Origin of the sequence: Streptomyces sp. NPDC055955 (assembly GCF_042270245.1) — a bacterium.
In the GTDB taxonomy this organism is placed as follows: domain Bacteria; phylum Actinomycetota; class Actinomycetes; order Streptomycetales; family Streptomycetaceae; genus Streptomyces.
Genome location: NZ_JBHJYS010000004.1, coordinates 496,867 through 522,170 on the forward strand (window position 1 = coordinate 496,867; position 25,304 = coordinate 522,170).

Genomic DNA, 25,304 nt, shown 5'->3' on the forward strand with positions numbered 1-25,304 from the left:
CTATCCTCCCTCCTGGCCGCGCCCGCCGAGAGCCACGACGCGCTTCGCCTCCTCGATGGCGCACTCGAATCCGGCGTCCGGTTCGCGCAGCAGCCGTCGCGTGGCGAGCGCGTGCGCGCGCATGAGCGGGTCAGGGGCCGTTGCCGCAGCACGCAGAGCCGGCACCGTCACTTCACCCAGCGCGACCAGCGCCCGACTGAGACTGAGTTGCGTCTGTCGTCCACCGCGCCCGAGCTGCGTCGCCAGCACCGCGGCCAACGCGGACTCCTCGCCTTCCGGTACCAGCACGGCGGCCGCCCGCCAGGCACTGCGCGCCACCTCGTCGTCGGCATCGGACAGAAGCGTACGTGTGATCGCCGGCCAACCCCGCGGGTCCCCGATCTTGGACAGTGTGTGCAGCGCCTGGCTTCGTGCCTGCGCATGCTCCGAGCGGACTTCGCGCAGCAGTACGGGAAGCGTCATGGACACCGGATGGCGGACGAGCGCCCAGGTCAGCATGTCGCGGACGAAGAACTCGGGCTCGATCGCGCATCGCTCGACGAGCTTGTCGACGAACCGAGGGTCAGGCGTCGTGCCGACCGCCAGAGCAGCCCGCAGCCGCACGGACGAACGGTCGTCCTCCAACCCCCGGAGCGCTCGCACCGCATCCGTGTCCTGCCCTGTGATCGTCATGGAGACCACCTCCTTGGCAGGCAGTGAAGACCTTGTCACCGTGTCAAGGTCAAACAGGGGCGCTGCGCGGGCACCAGTCACCTGCAACCGCTGCGACACGAGTGGGCCACGGACGGGACCGTGTCCCCCTCAGGCGGCAGCTCGTCGTCGTCACCGCCTGCGGCGTACTGGACTGCACCGACGGCACGCTGCCGATACTCGTGATCGTCCTGGTCGAGCGGTACTGGCGCGAGGTCAGCACCTGCGCCTATCCCAACATGCCATCCTGGTACGGCACTTCGTCCTCCACCGACATTCCGCGATCGAAAAGGCCGACCCCGCTCTGAATTCCTCAATTCTCTCCGGGATGCCGGCATGAGCCTCATGGGGAAAGTCAGGGCTCAAGGGCGATATAAGGCCATCGGCGGCGCTCGTCCGCCGCTTGTCGCCAGCAGTCGAAAACGTCGACGGGCAGGCACCACAACGGGCCTGGGCAGCCAGCTCAGGCGGCCATCGTTTGTCCATGTCGCAGACGCTCCACATCAGCCTGGCGGGCCGAGCGAGCCCCGAGGAAAAGGGCCTGTATATCGGCCGGCCGTGGCACCGAACAGCCACCACGCTTACGATGACCGCGCCCAGGAACAAAGGGTCTGTGATTGGTCAACTCGTGCGGCTCCCGGGCCTCATTCATCACTGATTCGGCTTGATCGAACCGGCTCAATCATTCCTGCTTGTCGCCAATAAGATGCTTCGTTGCCGAACGTATTTCAAGCGTGCCCATCGCCCCCGCCGTGCCCCGCCCTCGCAGGACCCGGTGCCGCCGTTTCGGCAGCGGCGGCGAACCCGCCGCCATCTGCCCTCCCCGCGTTCTGATGCGCGGCCGTGAGGCCGTGGCACGAAGGCGAAGAGGGCGATGCCCAGTCTCGTCACGGGTCCTCCGGCCGCAACTCCCGTGGCGAGAAGGCCCTCAGAGATCCGATGTGACGCGGCCATTGACATCGGCCCGGACCGGGGACCAAGCTCCCCCGCAACGAGTGTTAGCGATAACACGATCTTGGTCAACAGCCTGAGGGAGCCGCCCCATGACAGGCCGTCACCCGCCCATCGGACCCGCCCGAACGTCCACCGGACGTACCTTTCCCAGCCGCCGAACGCTCCTGCGCGCCGCCGTGGCCGGCACCTCCACCGCCGTTGCGGCTCCACTGGTCACCGCGTGCGGCACCGCCGCCGGACAGCCCGCCCGGCAAGGTGGCGCTGCACGGGGACAACCCGTCATGGGCCGTGCCCCTCAAGGCGGCCGGCGAGGCGATGCGATCGATCGACGGCCTCCAGCTCGTCCCTGAGGTCATCCCGTCCCTCGAGTCCTTCGAACAGGTCGTCAAGTCCTCACTGCGCACCGGCAAGACACCCGACATGCTCAAGTACTGGTCCGGGTATCGCCTTCAGGATCTGGCCCGCACCGGGGGCATCGTCGACCTGTCGGACCACTGGGAGAGCGCGGCTCGCAAAGGCTGGGCCGACCCGGCGCTGCGCTCCGCGGTCAGCTACCGAGGCCGCGTCTACGGCCTTCCGATGAACCTGGCCTACTACGTCTTCTTCTACAACCCCGAGGTCTTCCGTGCCAACGGCCTGAGGAAGCCCGAGACATGGGACGACTTCCTGCACGTCACCGGCCGGCTCAAGCGTGCGGGCATCACCCCGCTGCACGGCACCACCGCAGGGCGGTGGCCCGCGTTCATCTGGTTCCAGGAGATCCTCAGCCGTCAGGACCCGCAGTTCTACGAAGACCTCCTCAACGGGCGGGCCCGCTACACCGATCCACGCGCCGAGCGAGCCCTGCGCACCATCGCGTCGTTCTTCGACAAGGACTGGTTCACCTCCATGGACATGGACCACGCCGCGGCCGCCGCCGGTGTGGTGCACGGCAGAGTCGGCATGGTGCCCTGCGGGACCTGGCTGGGCGGCACCTTCGTGGGCGTCGGTGGCAAGCCCGGCAAGAACGTCGACGCGTTCGTCCTGCCGATGCAGAACACCCGGGTCCGCCCTGCCACCGTCTTCGAGACCAGTGCCCTGGTCTGCACGGTCAAGGGCCCCGACCGCGACGAGGCCTACCGGGCCGCCGGAGCCTGGCCGCACCCGCAGGTGATGAAGGCGTTCTCGCACACGCTGCAGGACGGGTGCCCCAACCCGACGGTGCCGCCCGCCAACACGATCATCGACGGCGTGGCCACGACGGTGCGGCAGAACAAGGCACGCCTGCTCAATCGCTTCTGGGAGCTCGGACCGCCCGAGCTGGTCGAGTCCACGGTCGACGACCTGGCCGGATTCCTGATCAACCCGTCCTCGTACCGGAAGGTGCTGCGGACCATGCAGGGCCGGGCCGACGAGGCCTGGGCGGTCTGGAAGGAGGCGGAGGACTCATGACGGACATCGTGAGCGTGCCCGGCGCGGCCGAGCCGGCCAAGGCGCCGTCGGTACGACGCCGGATTCCCACCCGCACACCGCATCAGACGAAGGGGGTGGCCCGCGGCAGCGGCCGGATGGGCAGCCCCCTCACCGGTCTTCCCTGGGCACTGCCCGCACTGCTCCTCGTCGGCGTGCTGCTCGTGTACCCGTTCTTCCGCAGCGTCTACGGCAGCCTGTTCGACGACAACGGCTTCACCAGCCACTACACGGGCCTCGACAACTACGTGCGGCTCGCCGAGGATCCGATCTTCGGCCGTTCCCTGCTGAACACCGTGATGTGGGTGGCGGGCACGCTCCTGCTGCCCGTCGCGGCCGGTCTCGCCATCGCAGTGGCGACGCACCGCATGCGCTTCGGACGGATCGCGCAGATGGTCGTCGTGCTGCCGTGCGCGATCTCGGGTGCCGCGACCGCCGTGTTGTGGAAGTTCATCCTCACGTCCGAGGGTTCCCTCAACCAAGTGCTGCAGGGCCTCGGTCTGGACTCGTTCGCGCGGCCCTGGCTGCTCGAATGGCCGCAGAACACGATCTCGATGATCGTGGCCAGCACCTGGCAGGCCACCGGCTTGAACGTCGTCCTGTTCGCCATCGGTCTGAGCGCCATCCCGCGGGAGACCGTGGAGGCGGCCGAGCTGGACGGCGCCACCGGATGGCGGATGTTCCGCCACATCACCCTGCCTCAACTGCGTTCCGTGAGCGTGGTGGTGATCGGCATGGCCATCGTCAACAGCCTCAAGGCCTTCGACATGATCTGGGTGCTCACCCAGGGCGGCCCCGCCCGCTCCTCCGAGACCCTGGCCCTGACCATGTACCGCGAGTCCTTCCGGCTCTTCCACGTCGGTTACGGCTCCGCCGTCGCCCTCGTCCTGTCCGTCATCGTCGTCGCGTCCTCGTGGATGTACCTGCGCCGGCAGATGCCCGAGACGTCCCCGCGCTGAACCGAGCCGCCCGACAAGGAGTGACATCCCGTGGGAAGGACCTTCCGCAATCTCTTCGTCGCCGGTTGTGTGGTGCTCTGGCTGATCCCCGTGTACCTCCTGGCCGTCAACGCGCTGACGCCGGTCGCCGCGTACGCCGGCCGGCCCGACTGGGCCCCGCAGGGCTTCGCGCTGTGGGACAACCTCTCGACCGCCTGGAGCCAGGCGGGCATCGGCGACAGCTTCCTCAACTCGCTGGTGTACGCCGTGGTGTGCGGCGCCGCCGCCGTGATCGTCGCCGCCATGGCCGCGTTCGCCGTGGTCGTGCTGCCCGTTCCCAGACCGGCGTTCTGGTTCTGGCTCATCTACTCGGGGACGCTCTTCCCGCTGCAGATGTTCCTGGGCCCGCTGTTCGGCATGTACGCCGACGGCAATCTCTACGACACCCGGCTCGGCCTGATGCTCGTGTACGCGGCGTGGGCCGTCCCCTTCGCCTTCTTCCTCGTCCGCAATCAGATGACCACGATGCCGCCGGAGATCACCGAGGCGGCCATGATCGACGGTGCCTCCTTCCGGCGGATCTTCTGGCGCATCCACGTGCCGTTGATGGGCTCCAGCCTGGCGGCAGCATTCATCTTCCAGTTCACCGCCGTCTGGAACGACCTGCTGTTCGGCATCACGCTGAGCCGCAGCCCCGACATCCAACCGGTGATGGCGGCCCTCACCGCGCTCAACAACGCCTACGCATCGTCGGGCCCGCCGGTCATCCTGGCCGGCGCGCTGATCGTCTCGCTGCCCACGCTCGTCGTCTTCCTGACGTTCCGGGGCCTGTTCCTGCGCGGCGTCACGGCGAGCGCGCGCTGAACCCGAAGCTTCCCGACTCGACCCGATCTCACCAGACTTGGAGATGTCCGCATGACCACACGGGCCCTCGTCCGCACCACCGACTGGGACAACGACCGGATTCGCGAGAGTCTGCGCGGCTACGTCGTCAGCGCGGAAGGTAGCCTGGGCGGGAGCCCGCTGCGGCTGACCACCGAGCCGCTGATGCGCCGGGCGGAAGGGGGTGGCCTGCTGCAGTCCCTCCGGGTGGAAGCGGTGAACGGCTCCTCGATACCGGCCGACCTCGCCGTGCGCACCGCCTCCGGGGCGCTGCTGCCCGCCGAGCGCATCGCTGGGCCGAACGGCTCCGTCCGGCTGCTGCTGCCCGCCGTCGACACGGCGCAGCGGGTCACGCTGACCCTGCCGGAAGGGGCGGGCGCCGACGGGATCGACGTGACGCTCACCCCCCAGCGCCAGTGGACCATCCACCTGGTGCACCATTCGCACCTGGACATCGGCTACACCGACCCGCAGGGCCGGGTGCTCGCCGAACACCTCTCGTTCCTCGACTCCTGCCTGGAGCTCACCCAGGCCACCGACGACTGGGCACCCGAGTCCCGGTTCCGTTGGTGTGTCGAGTCCTTGTGGTCCTTCAAGCAGTGGGCGGACGCACGGCCGGCGGAACAGGTCGAGGAGTTCGTCCAGCGGGTGCGCGAGGGCCGGATCGAACTCACCGCGATGCCGTTCAACCTGCACACGGAGACCTGTTCCACCGACGAACTGCACGAACTGCTGCGCCTGGCCCATGACGTGCGCGAGCAGTACGGCATCCCCTTCACCTCGGCCATGCAGACCGATGTGCCCGGTTCCGTCGTCGGTCTCGTCGACGCGCTCAGCTCGGCAGGCGTCAAGTACCTCTCGGTGGCGCACAACTGGGCCGGGCGGTCGGTCCCGCACCTGGTGGGCGGGGAGAAGCTGCCCCGCCTCTTCCGCTGGCGTGCGCCCAGCGGGAACAGCCTGCTCGTCTGGGTCACCGACACGCCGCACGGCCTGGCCTACATGGAGGGCCCGCTGCTCGGCTTCGACACCGACTACTCCAGCGTCGACGACCTGCTCCCGGCCTACCTGACGTCACTCGCCACGAACCCCTACCCCTACCGGGGCGGTGTCTTCGGCTGGACCATGGACCAGGAGGAGATCAAGCGCGAGCCCTACCCGTGGGACGTGCTGCACCTGCGCGTGCAGGGCAAGTTCGGTGACAACGCCCCGCCGCGACGGATCATCGCCGACACGGTGCGCCGCTGGAACGAGACCTGGGCCTACCCACAGCTGAGGCTCTCGCGCAACGAGGACTTCTTCACCGACGCCGAGTCCCGGCTCGGCGACCGGATCCGCACCTTCGAAGGCGACTGGACCGACTGGTGGGTGGACGGCGTGGGCTCCGGGGCCCACCCGCTGTCCCTGGCCCGTACCGCGCAGGCGGTCGTCGCCGACGCGCAGACCCTCGGCACCTTCGCGGGCGTCCTCGACGCCTCAGGAGCAGCCGACGACACCCGTGACGCGGCCGGTGTGTACGAGGCGGTCTCACTGTTCGACGAGCACACCTGGGGTGCCGGAGACCCCTGGACGCACGGCCACGACCACGGCCACTCCGGCGAGCAGCAGTGGCACTGGAAGTACGGGCAGGCCCTGCGCGCCCACGACGACGGGCAGTCCCTCCTGAACCGGGCGGGCGCCCGTCTGGGCCAGCGCCTTTCCCGTCCCGCCGACGTCCCGGCCTCGTACCACGTGGTCAACACCTGCTCCTGGCCGCGCACCGAAGTCGCGGAGATCTTCCTCCCGGAATCCAGCGTCCCGCCGGAACGGTCCGTGGCCGTGCAGGACGCCCGTACCGGCGAGCGTCTGCGGCACGAGGAGCGTCCGCAGGTCAACGACACCCACCGTGACGCCGGCCGCTTCCTGCTGGTCCGCGTCGACGACGTGCCGCCCGCCGGTTCCGTCCGCCTCGACGTGCTCGCGGTCGACGACGAGGGTGCGAGCGCGGGGGAGGAGGGTTCGGTCAAGGCCGCCACCGGCTGGAACCCCACCGGTGGCAGCGAACGCGAGGACCCGGCCCGCAGCGCCGCCGCAGCCCACGCGCACCCTGATCCGCTGCTCCTGGAGAACGAACACCTCGCCGTCCGGGTCGACCTGGCGACTGCGTGCATCGCGTCCGTCGTGGACAAGGCGAGCGGGCGCGAGCTGGTGCGCGCGGACGCCATCACCGGCTTCAACGCCTACATCCACGACAGCTACACCACCGCGGGCGGCTTCAACCACAACTCCAGCCGCACCACGGCCTCGGACCGTCTCGAACACCTGGGCAAGCGTTCCGTCGCCCCGCCCGCCGCCCTCATCGCCCGCCGGTCCACGGCCACCGCCGAGACACTCACGTACGAGACCCGTCCGCCGGGCGCCAACCGGGTGCGCACCACGCTCACCCTGCCGCGCGGCGTCGGCCGCCTCGACATCGAGAACCAGGTCGACAAGGACGCCACCCTCGGCAAGGAGAGCGGCTACTTCGCGTTTCCGTTCGCCTTCGAGGCGCCCACGGTGCGCATGGAGGCCTCCGGCGGAGCGACCGGCACCGGGCTGCCGGTCGTCCCCGGCTCGGCGCTGCACATGAGGGCTGTGCGCCGCTGGGTCACTCTGCAGGAGGACGATCTCGCCGTGGCCTGGGCCACGCAGGACGCACCCCTGGTCCAGTTCGGCAATATCGCCCTGCCGTACGCTCCGTTCCCCAAGACCATGAACCACGACGAGCCGGCGACCGTCTACTCCTGGATCCACAACAACCTCTGGGACACCAACTTCCCCAGCGAGCAAGCCTTCGAGTTCACTTTCCGCTACAGCCTCTCCAGCACGCGCAGTGCCGACGCCGCCGGCCTCGGCCCGCGCACCGCGGCCGGCCTCTCGCGTCCGCTGCACGCCGTACGGGCCCGCGGACCCGAGTCCGACGAGGCGGCCGACCAACTGCGTTTCGTGACGGTCACGGACCCGCGCGTGCGTCTCGTCGGAGCCACCACCCCCGACGCGGACGGCGCCGTGCTGCTGCGCCTGCAGTCCTTCGCCGAGGAACCCGTCACGTGCCCGGTGCGCGCACTCTTCCCGGTCTCCGAGGCCCGAAGCGCCGACTACCACGGCCGGGCCGGGGACGAACTGACCGTCCGGGACGGTGAGGTGAGCGTGGACCTGCCCGCCCTCGGGACGGCCGCGGTGCTCTTCCGTCGCTGACACCCCTGCCCGAAGGAGGCTTTGTGTACCGGCTCGACCCGCGATACACCCCTGCTCCACAGGCCGTTCTGAGCACCGGCTGGCAGGCGGTGGCCGCTCAACTCCCACCGGGACCGGCAGTGCTGGCCGTGGAAGGATCGCCGTCCGTCGACTGGGACGCGCTCGGCGAGCAGCTGTGCCGCGAACTGACCGTCCGCGGCACCCCGGTCGCCCTGCTCGACGTACGCGCCCACTACGCGCCACCCGCCGAGATCCGCAAGCGCACCGAGCGCCCGGAGGACGAGGACGACCCCTACTTCCGCAAACTCGCCGACAACCCGCTCGACGACCTCTTCGACACGCTCCCGACGCCGACTCCGCCGGACGAGGGACTCCTCATCGTCCACGGGCCCGGTGCCGCGCTCGTCGACCACGATCTGCTCTGGTACGCCGACGTGCCGAAGCGGTACGCGGAGGCGGCCGCGGTCGCGGGCACCGACGGAGTGAACCTCGGCCTTCCGGGCGAGAAAGCCGACCTGCGGAGGCTGTTCTACAGCGACTGGCCGATGCTCGACCGGCATCGGGATGAGCTGGTCCACCGGCTCGACGGCTGGCTCGACGTGCAGAACCCCGAACACCCGGTGTCGCTGGACGGACCCGGCCTCCGGGCCACGTACGCCGCTCTCGCGACGAAGCCGGTGCGCACGCGTCCCTACTTCAACTCCACCCCATGGGGAGGCAATTGGGCGCAGCGCACGCTCGGGTTCAGCCCCGAGGCGCGCAACACCGCCCTCGGCTACGAGCTGATCGCGCCCGAGGCGGGCATCCTCGTCGGTACCGGGCCACAGGCCCAGGCCGAGGTGCCGTTCCAGCTCCTGTGCGTCCTGGAGCCGGACCGCGTCCTCGGCCAGGAGGTCCATGCCCGTTTCGGCACGTCGTTCCCCCTGCGGTTCGACTACCTCGACACCGTCGGCGGCGGCAACCTCTCGGTGCACTGCCACCCCCAAGAGCCGTACATGCGCGAGCGGTTCGGCTGGCCGTACACCCAGCACGAGACGTACTACATGACGCTCGGCGGCTCCGACACCAAGGTGTTCCTCGGCTTGCGCGAAGACGCGGACGTGGAGGCGTTCCGCGGGCAGGTCCGGCAGGCCGCCACACACGGGACACCCTTCGACGTGGAGGAACACGTCCTGACGTTTCCCGCCGAACAAGGCCAGTTGTTCATGATCCCCGCCGGCACCCCGCACGCCAGCGGGGCCGGCAACCTCGTTCTGGAGATCAGCGCCACGCCCTACCTGTACAGCCTGCGGTTCTACGACTGGCTGCGACCCGACGCCGACGGCAACCCGCGCCCGCTGCCCTACGAGCACGGCTTCGCCAACCTGGAGACCGGGCGACGCGGTGAGGCGGTCGCCCGCGACCTGGTGCAGCGACCGCGCACCGTGCGCACCGGACCAGGCTGGCGGGAAGAGGTCATCGGCGCACTGGAGGAGATGTTCTACGAAGTCAGGAGGTATGCATTCGAGGCCGGGGCCGAAGCCGAGGACGACACCGCGGGACGGTTCCACATCCTGAACGTCGTCGAGGGGGACGGCGTGAGCGTGCTCACCGCGGCAGGCGACCGGCACGAGCTGGCGTACGCGGAGACGCTCACCGTTCCGGCCGCCGTGGGCCGGTACTCCGTGCGTGCGGCGGACGGGGGGCCGGTCCGGGTCGTCAAGGCCCTCGTCCGTTGATCCCGGTCATCGAAATCGGCGGCACCCATGCCGCGGCGGCCGTCGTCGGCCTGCCCGAAGGCCGGGTCGGGCGGCACGCCGGCGCCGAGCCCTTTCGGCTACGCGCAAGGCATCACCCCCGGCACCGGTGTCGGGTCGGCCTTCCTCGAAGACGGCAGGATCGTCGCACGCGGGCCGGGGGTGCCGCCCGACGGGCGCATGGACCTCACCGGGGCCGACGGCTCACCGCTGGAGGAGACCGGGTCCCGCCGGTCCGTCCTCGCCCGGTTCGGAGACCAGTCAGCCGACGCGGGCGACATCGCCGACCTGGCCAGAGCTGGTCAACGGCGGGCCCGGCGCGTCCTGGACGACGCGTTCGTGACCCTCGACGCCGCCCTCGGACCGCGGCTCACCGCCTTCGGGGCGACGGCACTGGTCGTCGGCGGTTCGATGGCCGGCTCCTGGGACCTGGTCGCCCCCGAGCTGCACGCGGGACTCGCGGACGGAGGCTGGACGCCGGACGCCACAGGCTCGGATGATGAGCCGCGACGCCCCAGGCGGCATACTCGTGCGGTGCACCCGGCCGGCCTCGCCGGGGACGCCGCGCTGATCGGCGCGGCCCGCGCCGTTGCCGTACGCGACTGACGACGGGGGAGACCGCGACCATGCCCGACACCCGTGGGGCGAAGGACCCGCAACCGACACTGCGCGACGTCGCGCAGCGAGCGCACGTGAGCGCCATGACGGTCTCGCGTGTCCTGCGCGACGACCCCAAGGTGCTGCCCGACACCGCCGCACGAGTGCGGGCCGCCGTCGCCGAACTCGGCTACCACCGCAACGAGATGGCCCGCAGTCTGCGCCTGGGCAGCGGCACCGGGCTCGTCGGGCTCGTGGTCACCAACCTCGCCAACCCCTTCTACTCCCGGCTCGCTCTCGGCGTCGACGCCGTCCTGGCCGAGCACGGCCTGAAGACGGTCATCGGGAACACGGGACACGGCCTCGACAGCGAGCGTGGCCTCGTGGCGGACCTGATCGCGCGACGGGTCGACGGGATCATCGTCGTCCCCGCCGACGACGACCAGCGCCACCTGGCCGCCGCGGCGGCCAACGGCCTACCGGTCGTGGTGGCCAGCCGCCCGCCGAGCGGATTCACCGCCGACTGCGTCCTGGTCGACGACTACGGCGGCTCCCGCACAGCCACCCGACACCTGCTCGACGCGGGACACCACAGGATCGGCTTTCTCGGTTCTCCGCCTGCTGTCTATACGGGCGCCGAGCGGTTGCGCGGCTTCACCGACGCACTCGTCGACGCGGGCATCGAACGCGAACCGGACTACATACGGCTCGGCCAGCAGCAGACCGCTGAGGCTTCGCGTGCCGCGGCCGAACTGCTGGCTCTGCCGGAGCCGCCGACGGCACTGTTCTGCTCCAACAACCGCAACACCATCGGTGCCTTCCGCGCGATCCGTGGCGCCGGTACGACCACCGCACTCGCGGGCTTCGACGACTTCGAACTGGCCGACGTACTCGGACTGCCGCTGATCATCGCGGCGTACGACAGCGACGAACTCGGCAGGGAGGCAGGCAGGTTGCTCGTGTCCCGGCTCGGTGAGGCGCGTGCCCGCGACACCACCCGTCGCGTCGTCGTGCCCACCACTCTCGTCCGCTACGGCATGGCGACGACGCCCGCCGGGGAACAGTGACGGGTCGAGCCGGGGAACGGTGACGGGTCGAGCGGAACCTTCATGACGGACGGTGCGCCGGCCGACGCGCGATCACGGTTCCGTCCTGCTCGAGCGCCGGCTCTCCGCGCACAGCACGCCGACGCGGCGGCATGGGCCGCGGCGATCGATGTGATCCGCGATCCCGTGCCGCCCTATGAAGGGCGCTTCCTGCACCGCGACTTCCAATCGGGCAACGTGCTGTTCGACGTGCGGCCCGCAAAGCCGGCGGGTGTCCGGATCACGGGGGTCGTCGACTGGGCAGGGACCTCATGGGGCCCGGCGGATCTCGACGTGGCGCACTGCTCCACCAATCTCGCGCTGCTGCACCGCCCGGCGTGGGGCCTGCGGTTCGCTGAGGCGTACGAGGAGGCCGGCGGGGGACTGGCCGCAGCCGCCAGCGACCGCCTGTACTGGCGGGTGCGGGACGGACTGGCGTTCTCGGAGGAAGTGGAATTTGTGTCGCAGCCATGGCGCGAGGCAGGAAGGACGGACCTGACGACGCGAGTAGTGGAGGAGCGGCTTGATGCCTAGGCCACCGCCCTGATGGACTCGCAGACCTGAGCCGAAGCAGCCCGGGCGCGGGCACCGCCGCGAGCGCCGGGCCCGGCTCCCCGGTCCGGCAGCGGGGCGACCGCGCAACCGCAGCGGGGCGTTCCGCGATCAAGCATCTCTGCCGTCCTCGTGGTCGCGTGCGCCCCGATCGCGTGGCTGCTGAAATTCGTTGCCGAGCTGCTTGCCCCTACGGGCGCTCCGTCCTCAGCAGGCGCGGCTGCCCTCTCACCGGGCAGGGCCCGCCGGGCATGACCGAACCGCCTGCGGTCCAGAGCCCGGCGCATACATGAGCCGAATACATGAACTGTGGACCACCTGGTTGACGGCCCCATGCCGCGCCCCTGGTCCGGTCGTTGGATGCGGCATGGAGACCGAAGGTGTCACACACGACGTGTACGCCCGCCTCACCGGCGCGTACTGGCTCGACTCACCCCACGACTGCCATGGCTTGTGCGAGTGTCCGCTGGACGGTCAGCCCGCGCGCGATGTGGCAGGGCTGATCCGCTACGCGATGCTGGGCCTGGCTGCCGTGGTCATCCTTGTCGGTATCGCCTGTTCAACGGTCTGACAGACTGGTCCGTAACCCGCCTGTGAACGGCCCGGTGGGGAGCTGGCCACCATGGAACGTGTGAGCCGAACGGCGAGCCGGCCAGTATCAACTCCCGGGTGTCGGGCGCATGTTCAGCGGCTCAGGTCTGGCACTGCGCCGTGCCGGCGGTGGACCATCCGCTCCAGGCTGCGCCGTCGGCGCGGGCGTGTACGCGAATCTCGACCCTCACGCCAGGCGCGCACACCCTGGTCGAGCTCCCCACCTCCGTGGGGTCGACGGTCCCACCCGCCGGGACATAGGTGCGACCGCTGCCCAACTTCACCCAGTAGCCACCGTCGACGACACGAAAGAACGCCTCATAGGCGACGTTCACGGCCCTCGGTCCCGTGTTGCGCGCCTTGAGGTACGCGGTGATCTCCCGCGTGTAGACCCTGCCTTCCTTCCCGCGCTGGGCGCTGATGCAGCCGTTGACGGCCAGCCGGCCCGTCGACACCCCACCGCCGCAGGCGACTGCCGCGGCGTGAGCGTTCGCCGGAATCGTCATCATGGTGAGCGCCGCAGCACTCAGGATCGTTCCGATACGCCTTACCTGCACAGAGGTGATCCTTTCGTTCCCGTTTGTTCCATAGGAACCATGACGCGTCGAGGGCGTGGCAGGCAGCGGCTCATCGCGTTCTTCACTCCAACGGAAGCGAACGGTGACCCGGTGGGTGCTGTCTTCGCAGGTCCGGTACGTGCCAAGGACGCCCTGCGCGGAGGCAGAGGACCTGCGGCAGGTCCGGGTTGCGCCGTTGCCGCGCGGCGTCCGGCTCGTGAGCGGGCCGAGGTGATCCAGGCCCACGTGACCCGTGTGAATGGCGAGGAGTTCCAGTGGGCTTCAGTGGCGCGGTGATCGCCTGCACCGCTTGGGTGAACAAGTCACCCTTCGAGCCGAAGTGCTGCATGATGAAGGCGGGTCGACGCCCTCCGCGGCTGCCACGGCGCGAACAGTGGTGCGCTCGAATCCTTCTGTGCGAACGCCCCGGGCCCTGTGGGGGTGCGCGCCTCGATGGCTCGACGGCGGTCGGCGCGAGGCCGGCGAGGAGTGGAAACCGATGCACGCCAGAGGCGTTGACCGAACTGACGGCCGACCTGAACGGCGGGTAGGTCAAGAGCTGTTGAGCGAATGGAGTGGCCTCTGTGTCGCATCTGGAACTGCCTGCTGTCCGCACCCCTCGCGAGGTGCTGGCCTGCTACTACCAGGCCATGCTCGACAAGTCCCCGGACGATCTCGCCGATCTCTATGCCATGGACGCGGTGCATGAGTTCCCGTTCGCCTCTCCCGGCTTTCCCCCGCGCTTCGAGGGGCGCGAGGCCGTGCGCGCGGGATACCGCGCGGCCTGGGGCGGCAGCCCCGTCCAGGTGCAGGAGGTCAGGAAGATCGCGGACCACGAGACCGCCGATCCGGAAGTGATCATCGCCGAGCACGTCGTGTTGGGGACGCTGCCGACCAAGCAGACCACCTTCACCGTCCCCGGTCTCCTGATCCTGCGCGTCCACGGCGGACTGATCACGCGGGTCCGTGACTACATGGACGGCCTGGGAGTCACCACCGCCCGAGGGTGAAGGCCGGGCCGGCGTAGAGGCATGCGCCCCGCTTCGAGATAGCCGGAGAGGGGCGTCGTGGTGGAGGTGAGCCGTGAGCACGGGGCTCATGGGCGCGTTCCCACCTCCGCGTGACCCGTGTGATCCAGATGCCAGCGGTGCTCCACCTCGAAGCGGTTCAGCCCGGTGCGGCGTTCGACGACCACGTCGACGGTGGCGCGTTCGGTGTTGGTGCAGGTGGCGGTCGTTCCGTCGGGGTCGGCGTAGGAGAGCGCCACGCAGTCGGCCGGGTCCTGGGTCACATCGACGCGTATCCTGCGCCGCGCGGTGCTGCCTGTGACCGACCAGTCGGGCAGTCCGATCCGCGCGTGCAGCAGTGGCGCGGTCAGCAACGGGTCGCGTGGCCAGTCGGTGCCGCCGATCCGCAGCTGGAGCATTGGCAGGGGTGGCAGCCACCGCATGGTGGGGCGGCGGGCGACGGCGGCCACCACTTCCAGTACGTCACCGCCGCCGAGGCCCGCATGGAGCCACGCCCACCGCTGGGCATTGCCGTGGCCGGCGATCCGGGCGACGCCTCCCACCGCGTCGGAGAGGGTGAACCGCCGTTCTCCGACGACGAGTTCCCCCTCGAAGACGGCGTCGGGGGCGGGCACGATCTGGGCCGCGGGCAGCAGTTCACGCCGCCAGGACCAGCGCGGAAAGGTATAGAGAGGCTCTCCGCCCCCTGTGACCTTCAGACGCCAGGTGAGCGCGCCCGCCGTGCCTTCCAGCAGATCGGGAGATGCCCGCACTCCTGGCGTCTCGAAGTACGCCTCGCCCCGGGGCGGCGGGGAGCCCGGGGCCCCGAACCGCTCGGTGACCGGCGGTCCGTCGGGTGGGAACACGGATATCCAGCCATGCGCCCGGGCCGGGCCGTCGTGACGGGGTGTCACCACTTCGTGGTGGATCCACACGCCGGTCCCGGTACGGGGATCGGTCAACGTCGCGTACCAGACTTCGAGCCGCCCTGGACGGCCTGTCATCCGTGGCGTGTAGAGCGAGTTCACGTGGGTTCCTTTCACCGGGGCGTGGGGGCCCCGTACCGTGCGCGCACGCCTGCCTCGGCGGTGCTCTCCACGATGCCGGGGCAGGCCCGTTCGGCCAGCGCGGCGATCGTCAGTGAGGGGTTGACGCAGAGAGAGGTCGGGACTGCCGAGCCGTCCGTGACGAACAGGCCGGGATGGCCTCGCAGTTCGCCCCGTGCGTCGAGTGCGGAGGTCGCGGGGTCGTCGCCCATCCGGCAGGAGGCGAGGGGGTGTGCGCTCACGGACCCGGTGGGGTTCTCGCTCCACGGCCGCACCCGCGCGAGACCGTCGCGCTCCAGCACGGCGCGGGCCTCGGCGTCCGCGGCGGCCCAGCCGCGTCGGGTGTTCGCCGTCGGCCGGTACGAGAGTGTGGACAGGCAGAGCGACGTGGCCACGCGCGTCGAGCTTCCGGTGGGCGGCGGCGCGCCGAAGACGCCCTCGTTGTCGTCCTCGGTCATGGCGAGCACGGAGAGCCACGACGGCCAGCGTGCCCGCATCTCCTTCTTTCCGACGCCGAACCAGCTCGTCGCCGGGGCGTCGGTGGCCTGGGCCAGAAGGTCGGTGATGCCGGGGAAGTAGATCTGCTGAAGGGAGAAACGGGTGAACTCCGCCGCTGTCGCGTCGAGCCGGTCGTACGACATGGAGCCGATGGGCTTTCCGATGGGGAATCCCTGGTACGGGATGCCCGGGGCGCGCTCGAGACCGAGCAGGTCGCGCACCTTGCCCTCGTCGACGTCGGCGATGGACACACGGTCGCCGTTGCCCGAGAAGTAGCGGCCGACGGCTCGTGGAACACCGCCCAGCAGGGGAGCCGAGCGCTGCAGCAGCACCGGTGTGGCCACCGCTCCTGCGGCCAGGACCACGGTCTTGGCCTCGATCGCCCCCACGCCGACCGGCACCCGGTAGTCGCCTGCGTCGAGCTGCGTGTACGAGACGCGGTAGCGGTATCCGGGAGTGGTGGCAGGCGCGATCGTCTGCGCCTCGTGGAGCGGGCGGATCTCGGCGCCGTGCGCGGTCGCGGCGGGCAGGTAGTTCAGCAGCATGGAGCGCTTGGCGTCGAAGTGGCAGCCGTTCAGCATCCAGTTGCAGTTGGTGCACCGGGCCAGGTCGACGGCGACGGGCACAGGGTTGCAGGTGCGGCCCGCTCGGGCGCACGCCGCAGCGAACAGCCCTCCTGGGTACGGGACTTGGTCCCAGCTCTGTTCGGCGACGGGCAGAGCCTCCTCGACCCGGTCGTACCAGGGGTCGAGTGCCGCACGTGTCAGGGCCGACGGCCACAGACGGTGGCCCAGACTGCCGCGGCGATCGAAGACGAAGTACGGAGCCCGCAGTGAAGCGGCGAAGTAGACCACGCTGGACCCACCGACGCAGTTCCCGGCGACGACGGTGATGCCGTCGCCCTGCACGAGGTCGACGATCCGGGTGTAGCTGCCCAGACGCAGGTCATGGGTGAAATCGGGGGCGGTGAGGTGCGGTCCGCGTTCCAGGATCGCCACCTTGGCGCCACCCGCGGCCAGATGATAGGCGGGGATGGCGCCCCCGAAGCCGCTGCCGATCACCAGCACGTCGGTGCGTTCGGTGACGCTCATGCGGGGTGTCCTCCGGAGGTGGTGAGCGGGTGTTCGGAGGCGAGCCTTCTGCCGTACGAGTAGTCGGGGAAGCGCCACAGGCCGTCGGCATCGGGAGGGGGGAAGCCGATCCAGGCCAGACCCGGGTGGCGTTGCCGGATGGCGTCGGTGGTGTGCAGATGGGCCGCGGTGTCGAAGGCCGCGGCGGCGAAGAGCGCGAGGAGCACGTACAGCTGCCGGTCCGGGGCGCCGGGCGTGAGGAGTTCTCCGGCGAGCGTGGTGCGGTCGGTGAACCGGAGCGCGACGAAAGGGGGTTGAGTGGGCGGCAGGAGCCGGCCGTGAGTGGCCGCGTAGGCGAGGGCGCGGGTGTTGACGAGCAGCGCCAGCTCGGGCAGCAGTACGCCGATGCCGAGGTCGGGAAGGTTGAGCAGCTCCACCGCCCCCGCCTGCACGGCGCCGGGGCCGGGAGCCGCTCCCGCGATCGCCACGTCTGCGCTGTGTCGCTTCTCGCCCGGGACCATGGTGTCCGCGAACGCCTCGAGTGTGGCTGTCGTCGGGTCGGGCAGCGAGAGGGAAGCGGGCTGCGGCCCTGTCCGGGCCACCGGGACCTGCTGGGGGACAGGGCGCGCAGACGGCGCGGCATCGGCGGTCGTCTCCCCGGCCCGCAGGGCGGCGACGGCGGCGGTCAGCCCGACGAGCAGCCGGCGCCGAGTGGGCCGTGCGGGCGGTTCGCTCAGCACAGCCCGCTCACCGGCAGCTGCACCCTCACACCCGCGGCGTCGCTCACGAGCGCGTCGGCGAGCCGGGCGTCGTACGGCCGGATCACCCTCGCCGCCTCCTCGGCCCGGGCGGGCTGCCCGGCGACGGTGATGTTGCGTACCCTCGCCGCGGCACTGCCCTCCGCCTTGTCGAACCAGTAACTGCCGTCCCAGCCGACCAGTTCGGTTCCCCCCGGCGTGGCCTGCACGCTCCAGTGGTCCAACTGCCAGTACCGGCACGCCGGAACAGCGATCGCGAAGCGCGCCGGCTCGGCCAGCAGGAAGCGCGCCGCGCCGCCGTTGGTCACGGTGATGTCCCGCTTGGCGTACTCCACACACAGCGGGTCGGCGCTGAACAGGGAGAGCTGCGGTGTCTCGCCCTCGCCGTAGCGGTGGAAGGCGCACGCCGACGCGTACGAGGGGTCGGCGTAACCGCCGGCGCCTGGCTCCGCTGCCGAGGCCGGAGTGGCGGTGAGCAGCGCGGCGGCTGCCGCCACGACTGCGCCGAAGGCGGTGAGGCGGACGCTCGTCGACAGGGCGCCGAGGGCGTTCGTCGTGTGGCGAAGTACGGGCACAGCAGGACCTTCTTCGTGTCCCAGCCCTGATGGGCGACGGTTACCGGCGGTCACATGCAGGCGTCATCTTGATCGCTGCGTGCCGTCAGCACAAGGGATGGGACGGAGATGATCCCGGTCGCTGGAGAGAACAAGGCTGCCGATGTGGCCCCACTTCGGCCGAGTTCCGGTGGAGCCCACCGTCGAGCCGCGCAAGAACGCCGACATGGGGGTGCTCCGGCAGGCCGCAGGCAACCCGCGATCACGCGTCGATGCGCCTGATCGGCGGACGGACGGCCAAGGAGCCGGCCGTCGGGTACGAGGCCGCGCTGAAGAACTGCGCCGGCAGCTCGCCGAGGCCCGCCGGCGTCTTTTCGCCGGCGGGCCTCGACTCCTGGCTCACACCGCGGTGGCTGTGTCGGCCGCCTGGAGCTTTTCGAAGAAGAACTCGTGCTTGAGGAACGAAGTGTCGTACTCGTGGCCGGGGTAGGGCGGGATCAGCTGGGCGGCCTGGAAGAGCCGCCAGCCGTCCTGGAGGGCCTCCAGGCCGCTCTCGTACGGAGGTTCGTCGCTGTCCCCGGTGGTGGGGGTGGTGGCGGAGGTGCCGTCGTAGCGCGACCAGCCCACCACCTTGGAGTCGAGGGCCGACGTTGTCAGGTAGAGGACAAGGACCTGCTGCTTCATGCGTGGCTCCCGATGGTGGGACGGTTGGTGACGCGGGTGACCCAGTGGTCGAGGTCGAAGGTGTCGTCGCCGGTCAGCGACCGCCACAGCCGTACCCGGTTGTAGATCTCCAGGCGGCCGGCGGCCTGTTCGTACCAGGGGAAGCCGCGGCGCAGTTCGGTGGCGACCTCGGGACGGTCGAGGTCCGAGGTGTCCCAGAGGCGGACCTGCGGGACGGTGGGGTTGAAGCGGATCTTGAACATGTGGCGGCGGGTGGCGCTGTCGTTGCGTCGGCCGCCGTGCCAGATGCCGTGGTGAAGGAACACGACGGTGCCGGCCGGGCAGGTGAGGCGGGTCTGGCCGCGCAGGTTCTGGTAGCGGCCTGTGTCGGTCTCGTTCGTGCGGCGCAGGTGGCTGCCGGGGACGCTGAGCGTGCCACCCATGTCGGCGGTGACCTCGTGCGGGTAGTACATGAGTTGGACGTCGAAGGCGTCCCTGCGTACGTCGATGATCGCGTCGCCGTGCAACGGCTGGGCCGCACCGCCGTGCGGCTCACGCACGTGGACCGCGTGGTGGTCGACCGTGGGTTCCGGTCCCACGAGGCTTTCCAGGGCCCCGGCGACGGCCGGGAGCGCGACGAGGCGGCCGGCGAAGGAGTCTCGCGGAAACGCCTCGGAGAGAGGGGTTCCGTAGGGCACTTCGGGGATGCCGGCGTCCAGGATGTCGATGGCCTGCTGGTTCATCTCTTGGGGCACGACCGCGTCCAGGCGGAGCGACCCGTGGGCGACGAACCTCGCCATCTGCACGGAGCTCAGAAGCTGGTTACTAGTTCGCATGGTGCAACCCTAGGAAGCCGAGGGCTGTTTATCGTGGGATGCATTCGGCACGTGCTGGTAGATTCTCACCATGCTGTTGCTGCCTCTCGACGAGCCGCCGCAGGTGGTGAGCGCCGGTCTCGGTGTGCACGGCGTCAGCGGCCCGCACGATGTGTTCCGGCTGCCCGGCCTCTGGCAGCTGCACCTGTACACGTACTCCGGCGAGCTCGTCCTCGAGGGGCAGCGCCATGCCATCCGGCCCGGGCACGTGAGTCTCGTCCCGCCGGATGTGGAGGTGCATTTTCACTACGGTGCGCGGCGCTGCGAGCACCTGTACGCCCACTTTCGTCTGAGCGGGCACGACGACCGTCGTACCGTTCCCGTCATGCAGGACGCGGGGGCGCAGGCCGCGCTGCTGGGCGGGCTGCTGCGGCAGGCGGTGGCGGCGCTGCCGGCCTCGCCCGCCCGGGCGTCGGCCGAAGTGTGGACGGTGCTGTGGCGCGTGGCGGCGCTCGGCAGCCGGGAGCAGGCGGGGCAGCCGCATCCGGCGCTGACCGCCGCCACGGCGTACATCGAGGAGCACTTGGCCGCACCATTGGCGGTGCCGGACATCGCCCGGGCGGCGGGAATCTCGCACAACCACCTCACGCGGTTGTTCCGCTCCGGCACGGGCGACACGGTCGTGGCGTACATCCGCCGCCGCCGGATGGAGCGGGCGCGACACCTGCTGCAGGCCTCGACGTTGCCGATCCAGACGGTGGCGGCGGCGGTGGGCATCGCGGACCTGCAGGCTTTCAACAAGGCGTGCCGGCGGGAGCTCGGCGCGCCGCCCAGGGGCATCCGTGCGGCGGCACCCGGTGCGGACACGCCTGCGTGAGCCCGGCGTCCAGGCGTCGATTCCTCCGGCTGTCCGCGCCCTTCTCGGTATGAACACTGTGCTGTGCTGCGGTCTGCTCGGCGGAGCAGTCCGAGCAGCGGGCGCGGGGAGAGGCGCAGGCGGATTGACCCGCTGGTCCTGCTGGCTGAAGGCTGCAGTGTCCGGTGTGTGGTGCGAACTGCCCCTGGCTTCCCCTGATCGGAGACGGTGTTGACGGAACGACCGAAAGGACCTCACCCCACACTCGCGGATGTGGCGCGCAGGGTAGGGGTGTCACGTCGACCGTGTCACGCGTGATCAACGGCGAGACAAGGGTGCGGGCCGTGGTTGCCGAACGCATCCGGAACGTGGTGTCCGAACTCGGCTGGTTCTCACCGGCGCCAGGGGAGCGGCGTGCGATCCGTTCATCCTGCACCCGGACGAGGAGCTCACAGCACACAGCACGCAGCACACAGCATATGGCCCATTGCACGGCTCGAGGCCACCTGGGTCCTGACAGGCACGCGTGGCCACCGCCAAGATCACATGGCGATCTCCCAGATGTGGCCACCCGGGTCACGGAAGGAGGCGGTGCGGATCCCCCAAGGCCGGTCGATCGGGCCGTTCAGCAGTTTGACCCCACGGGCGGCCAGTTCCTCGCACTTGGCGTCCACATCGTTCACGGTGAGAGTGAACACCTGGCGCGAACCGGCGTCGCGGGCCGCGAGGGGCGCGGGCTCGATCAACTCGGGCGCCGCCGTGACGTCGAGGAGGTTGATCAGGGTCTCACCGAAGCGGAACACGGCCGAGTTGTCGTTCTCGAAGATCACAGGAAGGCCGAAGACCTCCCGGTAGAAGTCCTTGGTCGTTTGCAGGTCCTCGGCGAAGAGGGTGATCGCGGTGATGCCGCCTGGCCAGGGACGCTGGTTCGTGTTGTCGGTCATGACCCCGCATCCTGTCCTGGCGCCCCGCCCGGTGCAAAGAGGTGAGGACTGGCCGAACTCTTGCCTCGGGTACTCCGGATCACAGAGTGTCACCGATCGGCGGTCTTGACGCAGTGCTCGGAAGTCAGGGACGGTGCCCTGCAGTTGGGGCGGGCGTGGTGAGGCGGGAGCCGAGCCGGGTCCGCGGAGTCGGAGACGACGTCCGGCCGGTGTGCCCGGGGCGTCGCCAACGTTCTTCGTCCGCTCGGCGGACGATGGAGCCTGGTTGAGGAGGTGGACGTGGTCGGCCCTGATGGCCGCACGCGGGGCCGCCGAGGTGGCGCAGCGCTCGATGGAGATTCCGGTCAGGTGGCCGAGTGAAAGGACATTCACGTGCGCGCACGCGGCATCAATTACGACACCGGGTTCCTCCCGGGGGAACAACTCTCCCGCAAGAGCTTCACCCCTGAGACGGTCCGGCACGACATGGCCGTGATCTCCGGTGATCTCCACTGTGACGCCGTGCGTATCTCCGGACGGGAGCCTGATCGGCTGAGCATCGCTGCCCGACACGCTGCGGAGGCGGGCCTTGAGGTCTGGTTCGCTCCCTTCCCCGTGGATCTTCCCCGGGACCGGTTGCTCCCGTTCTTCGCCGACTGCGCCGCTCGGGCTGAAGCCGTGCGGGAGGGCGGCGCCGATGTGGTGTTCGTCGCGGGCTGTGAGATCAGCGCGTTCTGCGGCGGCTTCCTTCCGGGCGACACCTACGGTGACCGTATGCGGGTCATGGCCGCTGCTGACATGGAGTGGTGGTCCTCCCTCGCGCCGGTGCAAGAACGCCTCAACGGCTTCCTCTCCCGGATCGCCGCGACCGTCCGAACGCACTTCGGCGGGCAGATCACCTACGCCTCGGCTCCCTGGGAGTTCGTCGACTGGGGTGCGTTCGACCTCGTCGGCGTCGATGCCTACCGGGCCGCCTACAACGCCGACGGATTCCGGGACGAGCTGCGTGGGCACCTCGCCCACGGCAAGCCCGTCGCGGTGACCGAGTACGGAACCTGTGCCTACCGGGGCGCGGGAGAGCGGGGAGGCATGGCCTGGCAGGTGCCGCACGGCGCGGTGCCGGACGAGGACGAGCAGGCGCGCTACCTCACCGAGTTGCTGGACATCTTCGAGGAGGAAGGCGTGGACACCGCGCTCTGGTTCACCTTCGCCGGGTACAGCAGGCCCGGAGAGCAAGACCTTGGCTCCTACGGCGTCGTCCGGATGCTCGACGAGAGGAGCTGGGTACCGAAGAAGGTGTTCCACACGATGGCAGCCAGATACCGGCGCGATTGACGCACCAACTGATGTCTTTCACCGTACTGGTGACGATGCGTCGGAACTGGACAGGTGGCGTATGTCGAGCGTGAGTCCAGCCGCCCCGGAGTCGGGAGCCCCGACGGCTCGCGTGAATGCCCGTCCCGCTGAGCTGAGTTGGGACGGCTCGCGAGGGGTACGTACGCTTGTCGACCCGGACCGCGTCCGGTGTCGTGCGGAGGCAGTGAATCCGCCTGCGCATCCGCAAACGGGTCATGATCTGTGGAGTTCGGCGCGGCTGTGGCCTGTACGGAAGGTGAGCGTGCGTGACGAACTTCTGCGGTCACCAGGTGAATTCTCGTGGTCGGTTCACCCGGCGGGAGCGTCCTGGGGCGTGATCAAGCGGCGCGGCGGCCGGGGGCCGTGCGAACGGGCTCCGGTGACGTACTGGTTCGCCCGCATCCGCAACCGCAGCCCCGTGCACTCGGCAAGATCGGCCGGGCAGTCCTGAGTGCGGCCATCCGGCAGTGACGGGGCGCCTCGGGGATGTCGCGCCAGTGGCCCGGAAAGCTCGAGTCTTCGCAGGTCACCAGGCATGTTCGCCTTCAAGGCGCCCGTTGGCGGCCACCGGTCCATGGGTCCGGCTTCAAAACTTGGGCACAAATTACACACATCTTTCTCTTCAGATGGCCCCCGATGGTCTAGATTGACGCTGCTTCACATGAACGGACACTCGGCGACAAATGATGATCTATTAGCTCGGACGCCATGGACGGCCGGCGGCGGCGTCTCTGGTACCGGGTACGGGGGATCGAGTCTTGGCTGACTTGCAACTGTGCTTTCGGCAGGGCGAGTTGTTCCAATAGCGCTGGATCGGCCGGGATGTGATGCGCGGGAGGCGGGGGCCTCCCGTGGGGGAAGAACAGCGCGGCGCGGGGGCGGGGGCCCCGAGGGGAGGAAGCGTGCGGGGGGGGCGGGGGCCTCCCGGGGGGAGGGGCAGTGCTGGGCGATCACGTCGTACCACTGGGGACCAGGGGGGTTCTGTGCGGCAGGGGGGATTAGTCGACCCTTTTCAGTCGGCGCGTGGGCGTCTGGCGAATGGGGTGATCAGCGAGCCCGCGAACGAGTGGGAACAGCGGTACCGCCGTACCGTGGTGACCAGCGACACCGTGGCCACCGCCTTGGTGGTGGGGGCGATCGGCAACTTCTTCGGGGCCCGGGACGCGGCCAACTGGCATGAGAAGTGGGGAATTCTCGCATTCGGCACCGAGCTGCTGGTGCTGGGATCGCTCGCGGTGAGCCGGGCGTGGGCTCCGGCCGTGCTCGGCCAGGGTGCCGAGGAGTTCCGCCGGCTCGGACGCTCGCTGTTCACGGCGACCGTCGTCCTGGCGCTCGGCGGGATCGCCCTCACCTCGCGCAACATCAAGCTCTGGATCTTCGTCGCGATCCCCGCGATCGCGCTCGTCACCATGACCGCGCGGTATGTGCTCCGCCTCTCGCTGCACAAGCAGCGGAAGGAAGGACGGTGCCTGAGACCGGTGCTCGCTGCCGGGAGCCCGGCCACCGTGCGCGACCTGATCACCCGGACCCGCAAGTTTCCGCACCTCGGCTGGCGGGTGGAGGCGGTGTGCACCCCGGACGGACTCGGGCTCGACGGTGACCAACTGGACGGAGTCCAGGTCGTCGGCCGACTGACGGACGTCGCGACCCACGTCCGCCGCGACGGCTACCGTGTCGTCGCGGTCACACCGGATCAGCACTGGTCCCCCGACCGGCTGCAGCGGCTGGCCTGGAACCTCGAAGGCAGCGATGCCGAGATGGTCGTGGCCCCGGTGTTGATGGAAGTGGCCGGCCCGCGGCTGCACGTCGACGCGGTGCTCGGGATTCCGCTCCTGCGGGTCAGCATGCCGACCTTCACCGGTGGCCGCCGGGCGATCAAGGGGGTCGTCGACCGGTTGGGCGCGGCGGTCCTGCTGGTGCTGTTCGCGCCGCTGATGGTGCTCGTCGGGCTGCTCGTGCTGATCGACAGCCGGGGTGGGGCGTTGTACCGCCAGTGCAGGGTCGGCAAGGACGGCCGTGAGTTCACCATCTTCAAGTTCCGCACCATGGTCGCGGGGGCCCACGGGGCACGTGCCGAGCTGGCCGACCGCAACGAGGGTGCAGGGCTGTTGTTCAAGCTCCGCCGGGATCCGCGGGTGACGCGGGTGGGAGCGGTGCTGCGCCGGTACTCGCTCGACGAGCTCCCGCAGCTGTTCAACGTGCTGACGGGATCGATGTCGCTCGTCGGTCCGCGGCCTCCGCTGCCGGAGGAGTCCGCCGCGTACGGCCCGGACATCCGGCGGCGGCTGCTGGTCAAGCCCGGGCTCACCGGTCTTTGGCAGATCAGCGGGCGCAGCGATCTGCCGTGGGAGGAGGCGGTACGCCTCGACCTGCGGTACGTGGAGGACTGGTCGCTCGCGCTGGACGCGGTGATCTTGTGGAAGACGCTGCGTGCGGTGCTCCACGGGCAGGGGGCCTACTGATGCGTGGGGGGCGTCGGCCGATCGGCGCGCGGATCGCAGGCCAAAAGGGCCT

23 protein-coding genes are annotated in these 25,304 nt (G+C 69.9%); 13 read left to right on the top strand and 10 right to left on the bottom strand.

What is annotated here, in order from left to right; all coding sequences use genetic code 11:
- Positions 1-672 (bottom strand): HEAT repeat domain-containing protein, encoded by a 672-nt coding sequence (locus ACFC96_RS10835; RefSeq protein ID WP_376227512.1) that lies wholly within the window; start codon positions 670-672, stop codon positions 1-3.
- Between the two features lie 1,287 nt (positions 673-1,959).
- Between ACFC96_RS10835 and ACFC96_RS10840 the strand changes: the two genes are divergently transcribed.
- The 9 genes from ACFC96_RS10840 (at position 1,960) to ACFC96_RS10880 (ending at position 12,667) form a co-directional block, all read left to right on the top strand.
- Complete coding sequence (locus ACFC96_RS10840; RefSeq protein ID WP_376611507.1) at positions 1,960-3,075, top strand: ABC transporter substrate-binding protein; 1,116 nt, start codon at positions 1,960-1,962, stop codon at positions 3,073-3,075.
- Positions 3,072-4,052, top strand: a complete 981-nt coding sequence (locus ACFC96_RS10845) for a sugar ABC transporter permease (RefSeq protein ID WP_340458663.1) — start codon at positions 3,072-3,074, stop codon at positions 4,050-4,052. The genes ACFC96_RS10840 and ACFC96_RS10845 overlap by 4 nt, the downstream gene beginning before the upstream one ends.
- Before the next feature lie 30 nt (positions 4,053-4,082).
- Entirely contained in the window at positions 4,083-4,895 is an 813-nt protein-coding gene (locus tag ACFC96_RS10850; protein ID WP_376611509.1) for a carbohydrate ABC transporter permease, read from the top strand.
- A 51-nt stretch (positions 4,896-4,946) separates the two neighbouring features.
- On the top strand, positions 4,947-8,126 hold the full coding sequence (locus ACFC96_RS10855) for an alpha-mannosidase (RefSeq protein WP_376611510.1): 3,180 nt from the start codon (positions 4,947-4,949) through the stop codon (positions 8,124-8,126).
- Between the two features lie 23 nt (positions 8,127-8,149).
- A complete protein-coding gene (locus tag ACFC96_RS10860) occupies positions 8,150-9,844 on the top strand; it encodes a class I mannose-6-phosphate isomerase (protein ID WP_376611512.1) in 1,695 nt (564 codons plus the stop codon).
- 27 nt (positions 9,845-9,871) lie between these two features.
- Complete coding sequence (locus ACFC96_RS10865; RefSeq protein WP_376611513.1) at positions 9,872-10,468, top strand: hypothetical protein; 597 nt, start codon at positions 9,872-9,874, stop codon at positions 10,466-10,468.
- Positions 10,469-10,488: 20 nt separating this feature from the next.
- A complete protein-coding gene (locus ACFC96_RS10870; protein WP_376259513.1) occupies positions 10,489-11,526 on the top strand; it encodes a LacI family DNA-binding transcriptional regulator in 1,038 nt (345 codons plus the stop codon).
- 42 nt (positions 11,527-11,568) lie between these two features.
- A complete protein-coding gene (locus ACFC96_RS10875; protein WP_376611515.1) occupies positions 11,569-12,078 on the top strand; it encodes a phosphotransferase in 510 nt (169 codons plus the stop codon).
- Positions 12,079-12,463: 385 nt separating this feature from the next.
- A complete protein-coding gene (locus tag ACFC96_RS10880; protein WP_340460175.1) occupies positions 12,464-12,667 on the top strand; it encodes a hypothetical protein in 204 nt (67 codons plus the stop codon).
- A gap of 121 nt (positions 12,668-12,788) precedes the next feature.
- Here the strand turns inward: ACFC96_RS10880 and ACFC96_RS10885 are convergent, their stop codons facing one another.
- Entirely contained in the window at positions 12,789-13,490 is a 702-nt protein-coding gene (locus tag ACFC96_RS10885) for a hypothetical protein (RefSeq protein WP_376611517.1), read from the bottom strand.
- Between the two features lie 338 nt (positions 13,491-13,828).
- Here ACFC96_RS10885 and ACFC96_RS10890 point away from each other — a divergent pair, with 338 nt between their 5' ends.
- A complete protein-coding gene (locus ACFC96_RS10890; protein ID WP_376611520.1) occupies positions 13,829-14,254 on the top strand; it encodes a nuclear transport factor 2 family protein in 426 nt (141 codons plus the stop codon).
- Positions 14,255-14,340: 86 nt separating this feature from the next.
- Here the strand turns inward: ACFC96_RS10890 and ACFC96_RS10895 are convergent, their stop codons facing one another.
- The 7 genes from ACFC96_RS10895 to ACFC96_RS10925 form a co-directional block, all read right to left on the bottom strand.
- Positions 14,341-15,279, bottom strand: a complete 939-nt coding sequence (locus ACFC96_RS10895) for a hypothetical protein (protein WP_376259518.1) — start codon at positions 15,277-15,279, stop codon at positions 14,341-14,343.
- An 11-nt stretch (positions 15,280-15,290) separates the two neighbouring features.
- Positions 15,291-16,886 (bottom strand): GMC family oxidoreductase N-terminal domain-containing protein, encoded by a 1,596-nt coding sequence (locus ACFC96_RS10900; RefSeq protein WP_376611522.1) that lies wholly within the window; start codon positions 16,884-16,886, stop codon positions 15,291-15,293.
- Positions 16,883-17,605 carry a DUF5987 family protein gene (locus tag ACFC96_RS10905; RefSeq protein ID WP_376611523.1) on the bottom strand — a complete coding sequence of 241 codons (723 nt, stop codon included), beginning with the start codon at positions 17,603-17,605 and terminating at the stop codon, positions 16,883-16,885. Before ACFC96_RS10905 ends, ACFC96_RS10900 begins: the two co-directional genes overlap by 4 nt.
- Positions 17,599-18,198: a hypothetical protein gene (locus ACFC96_RS10910; RefSeq protein ID WP_376611525.1), complete on the bottom strand. Its 600-nt coding sequence runs from the start codon at positions 18,196-18,198 to the stop codon at positions 17,599-17,601. Before ACFC96_RS10910 ends, ACFC96_RS10905 begins: the two co-directional genes overlap by 7 nt.
- 241 nt (positions 18,199-18,439) lie before the next feature.
- Entirely contained in the window at positions 18,440-18,580 is a 141-nt protein-coding gene (locus ACFC96_RS10915) for a hypothetical protein (RefSeq protein WP_376611526.1), read from the bottom strand.
- Complete coding sequence (locus ACFC96_RS10920) at positions 18,577-18,861, bottom strand: hypothetical protein (protein WP_376259527.1); 285 nt, start codon at positions 18,859-18,861, stop codon at positions 18,577-18,579. The genes ACFC96_RS10915 and ACFC96_RS10920 overlap by 4 nt, the downstream gene beginning before the upstream one ends.
- Positions 18,858-19,676, bottom strand: a complete 819-nt coding sequence (locus tag ACFC96_RS10925; RefSeq protein ID WP_340459435.1) for a phytanoyl-CoA dioxygenase family protein — start codon at positions 19,674-19,676, stop codon at positions 18,858-18,860. The genes ACFC96_RS10920 and ACFC96_RS10925 overlap by 4 nt, the downstream gene beginning before the upstream one ends.
- 70 nt (positions 19,677-19,746) lie before the next feature.
- Here ACFC96_RS10925 and ACFC96_RS10930 point away from each other — a divergent pair, with 70 nt between their 5' ends.
- Positions 19,747-20,532 carry an AraC family transcriptional regulator gene (locus ACFC96_RS10930; protein ID WP_340459433.1) on the top strand — a complete coding sequence of 262 codons (786 nt, stop codon included), beginning with the start codon at positions 19,747-19,749 and terminating at the stop codon, positions 20,530-20,532.
- 521 nt (positions 20,533-21,053) lie between these two features.
- Here the strand turns inward: ACFC96_RS10930 and ACFC96_RS10935 are convergent.
- The gene (locus ACFC96_RS10935) at positions 21,054-21,455 is read right to left on the bottom strand and encodes a VOC family protein (RefSeq protein ID WP_376226171.1); all 402 of its coding nucleotides are present in this window, start codon (positions 21,453-21,455) and stop codon (positions 21,054-21,056) included.
- Positions 21,456-21,827: 372 nt separating this feature from the next.
- Between ACFC96_RS10935 and ACFC96_RS10940 the strand changes: the two genes are divergently transcribed.
- Positions 21,828-22,769 carry a hypothetical protein gene (locus ACFC96_RS10940; RefSeq protein ID WP_376611528.1) on the top strand — a complete coding sequence of 314 codons (942 nt, stop codon included), beginning with the start codon at positions 21,828-21,830 and terminating at the stop codon, positions 22,767-22,769.
- A gap of 1,004 nt (positions 22,770-23,773) precedes the next feature.
- Entirely contained in the window at positions 23,774-25,252 is a 1,479-nt protein-coding gene (locus ACFC96_RS10945) for a sugar transferase (protein WP_376611530.1), read from the top strand.
- The last annotated feature ends 52 nt before the right edge of the window (positions 25,253-25,304 follow it).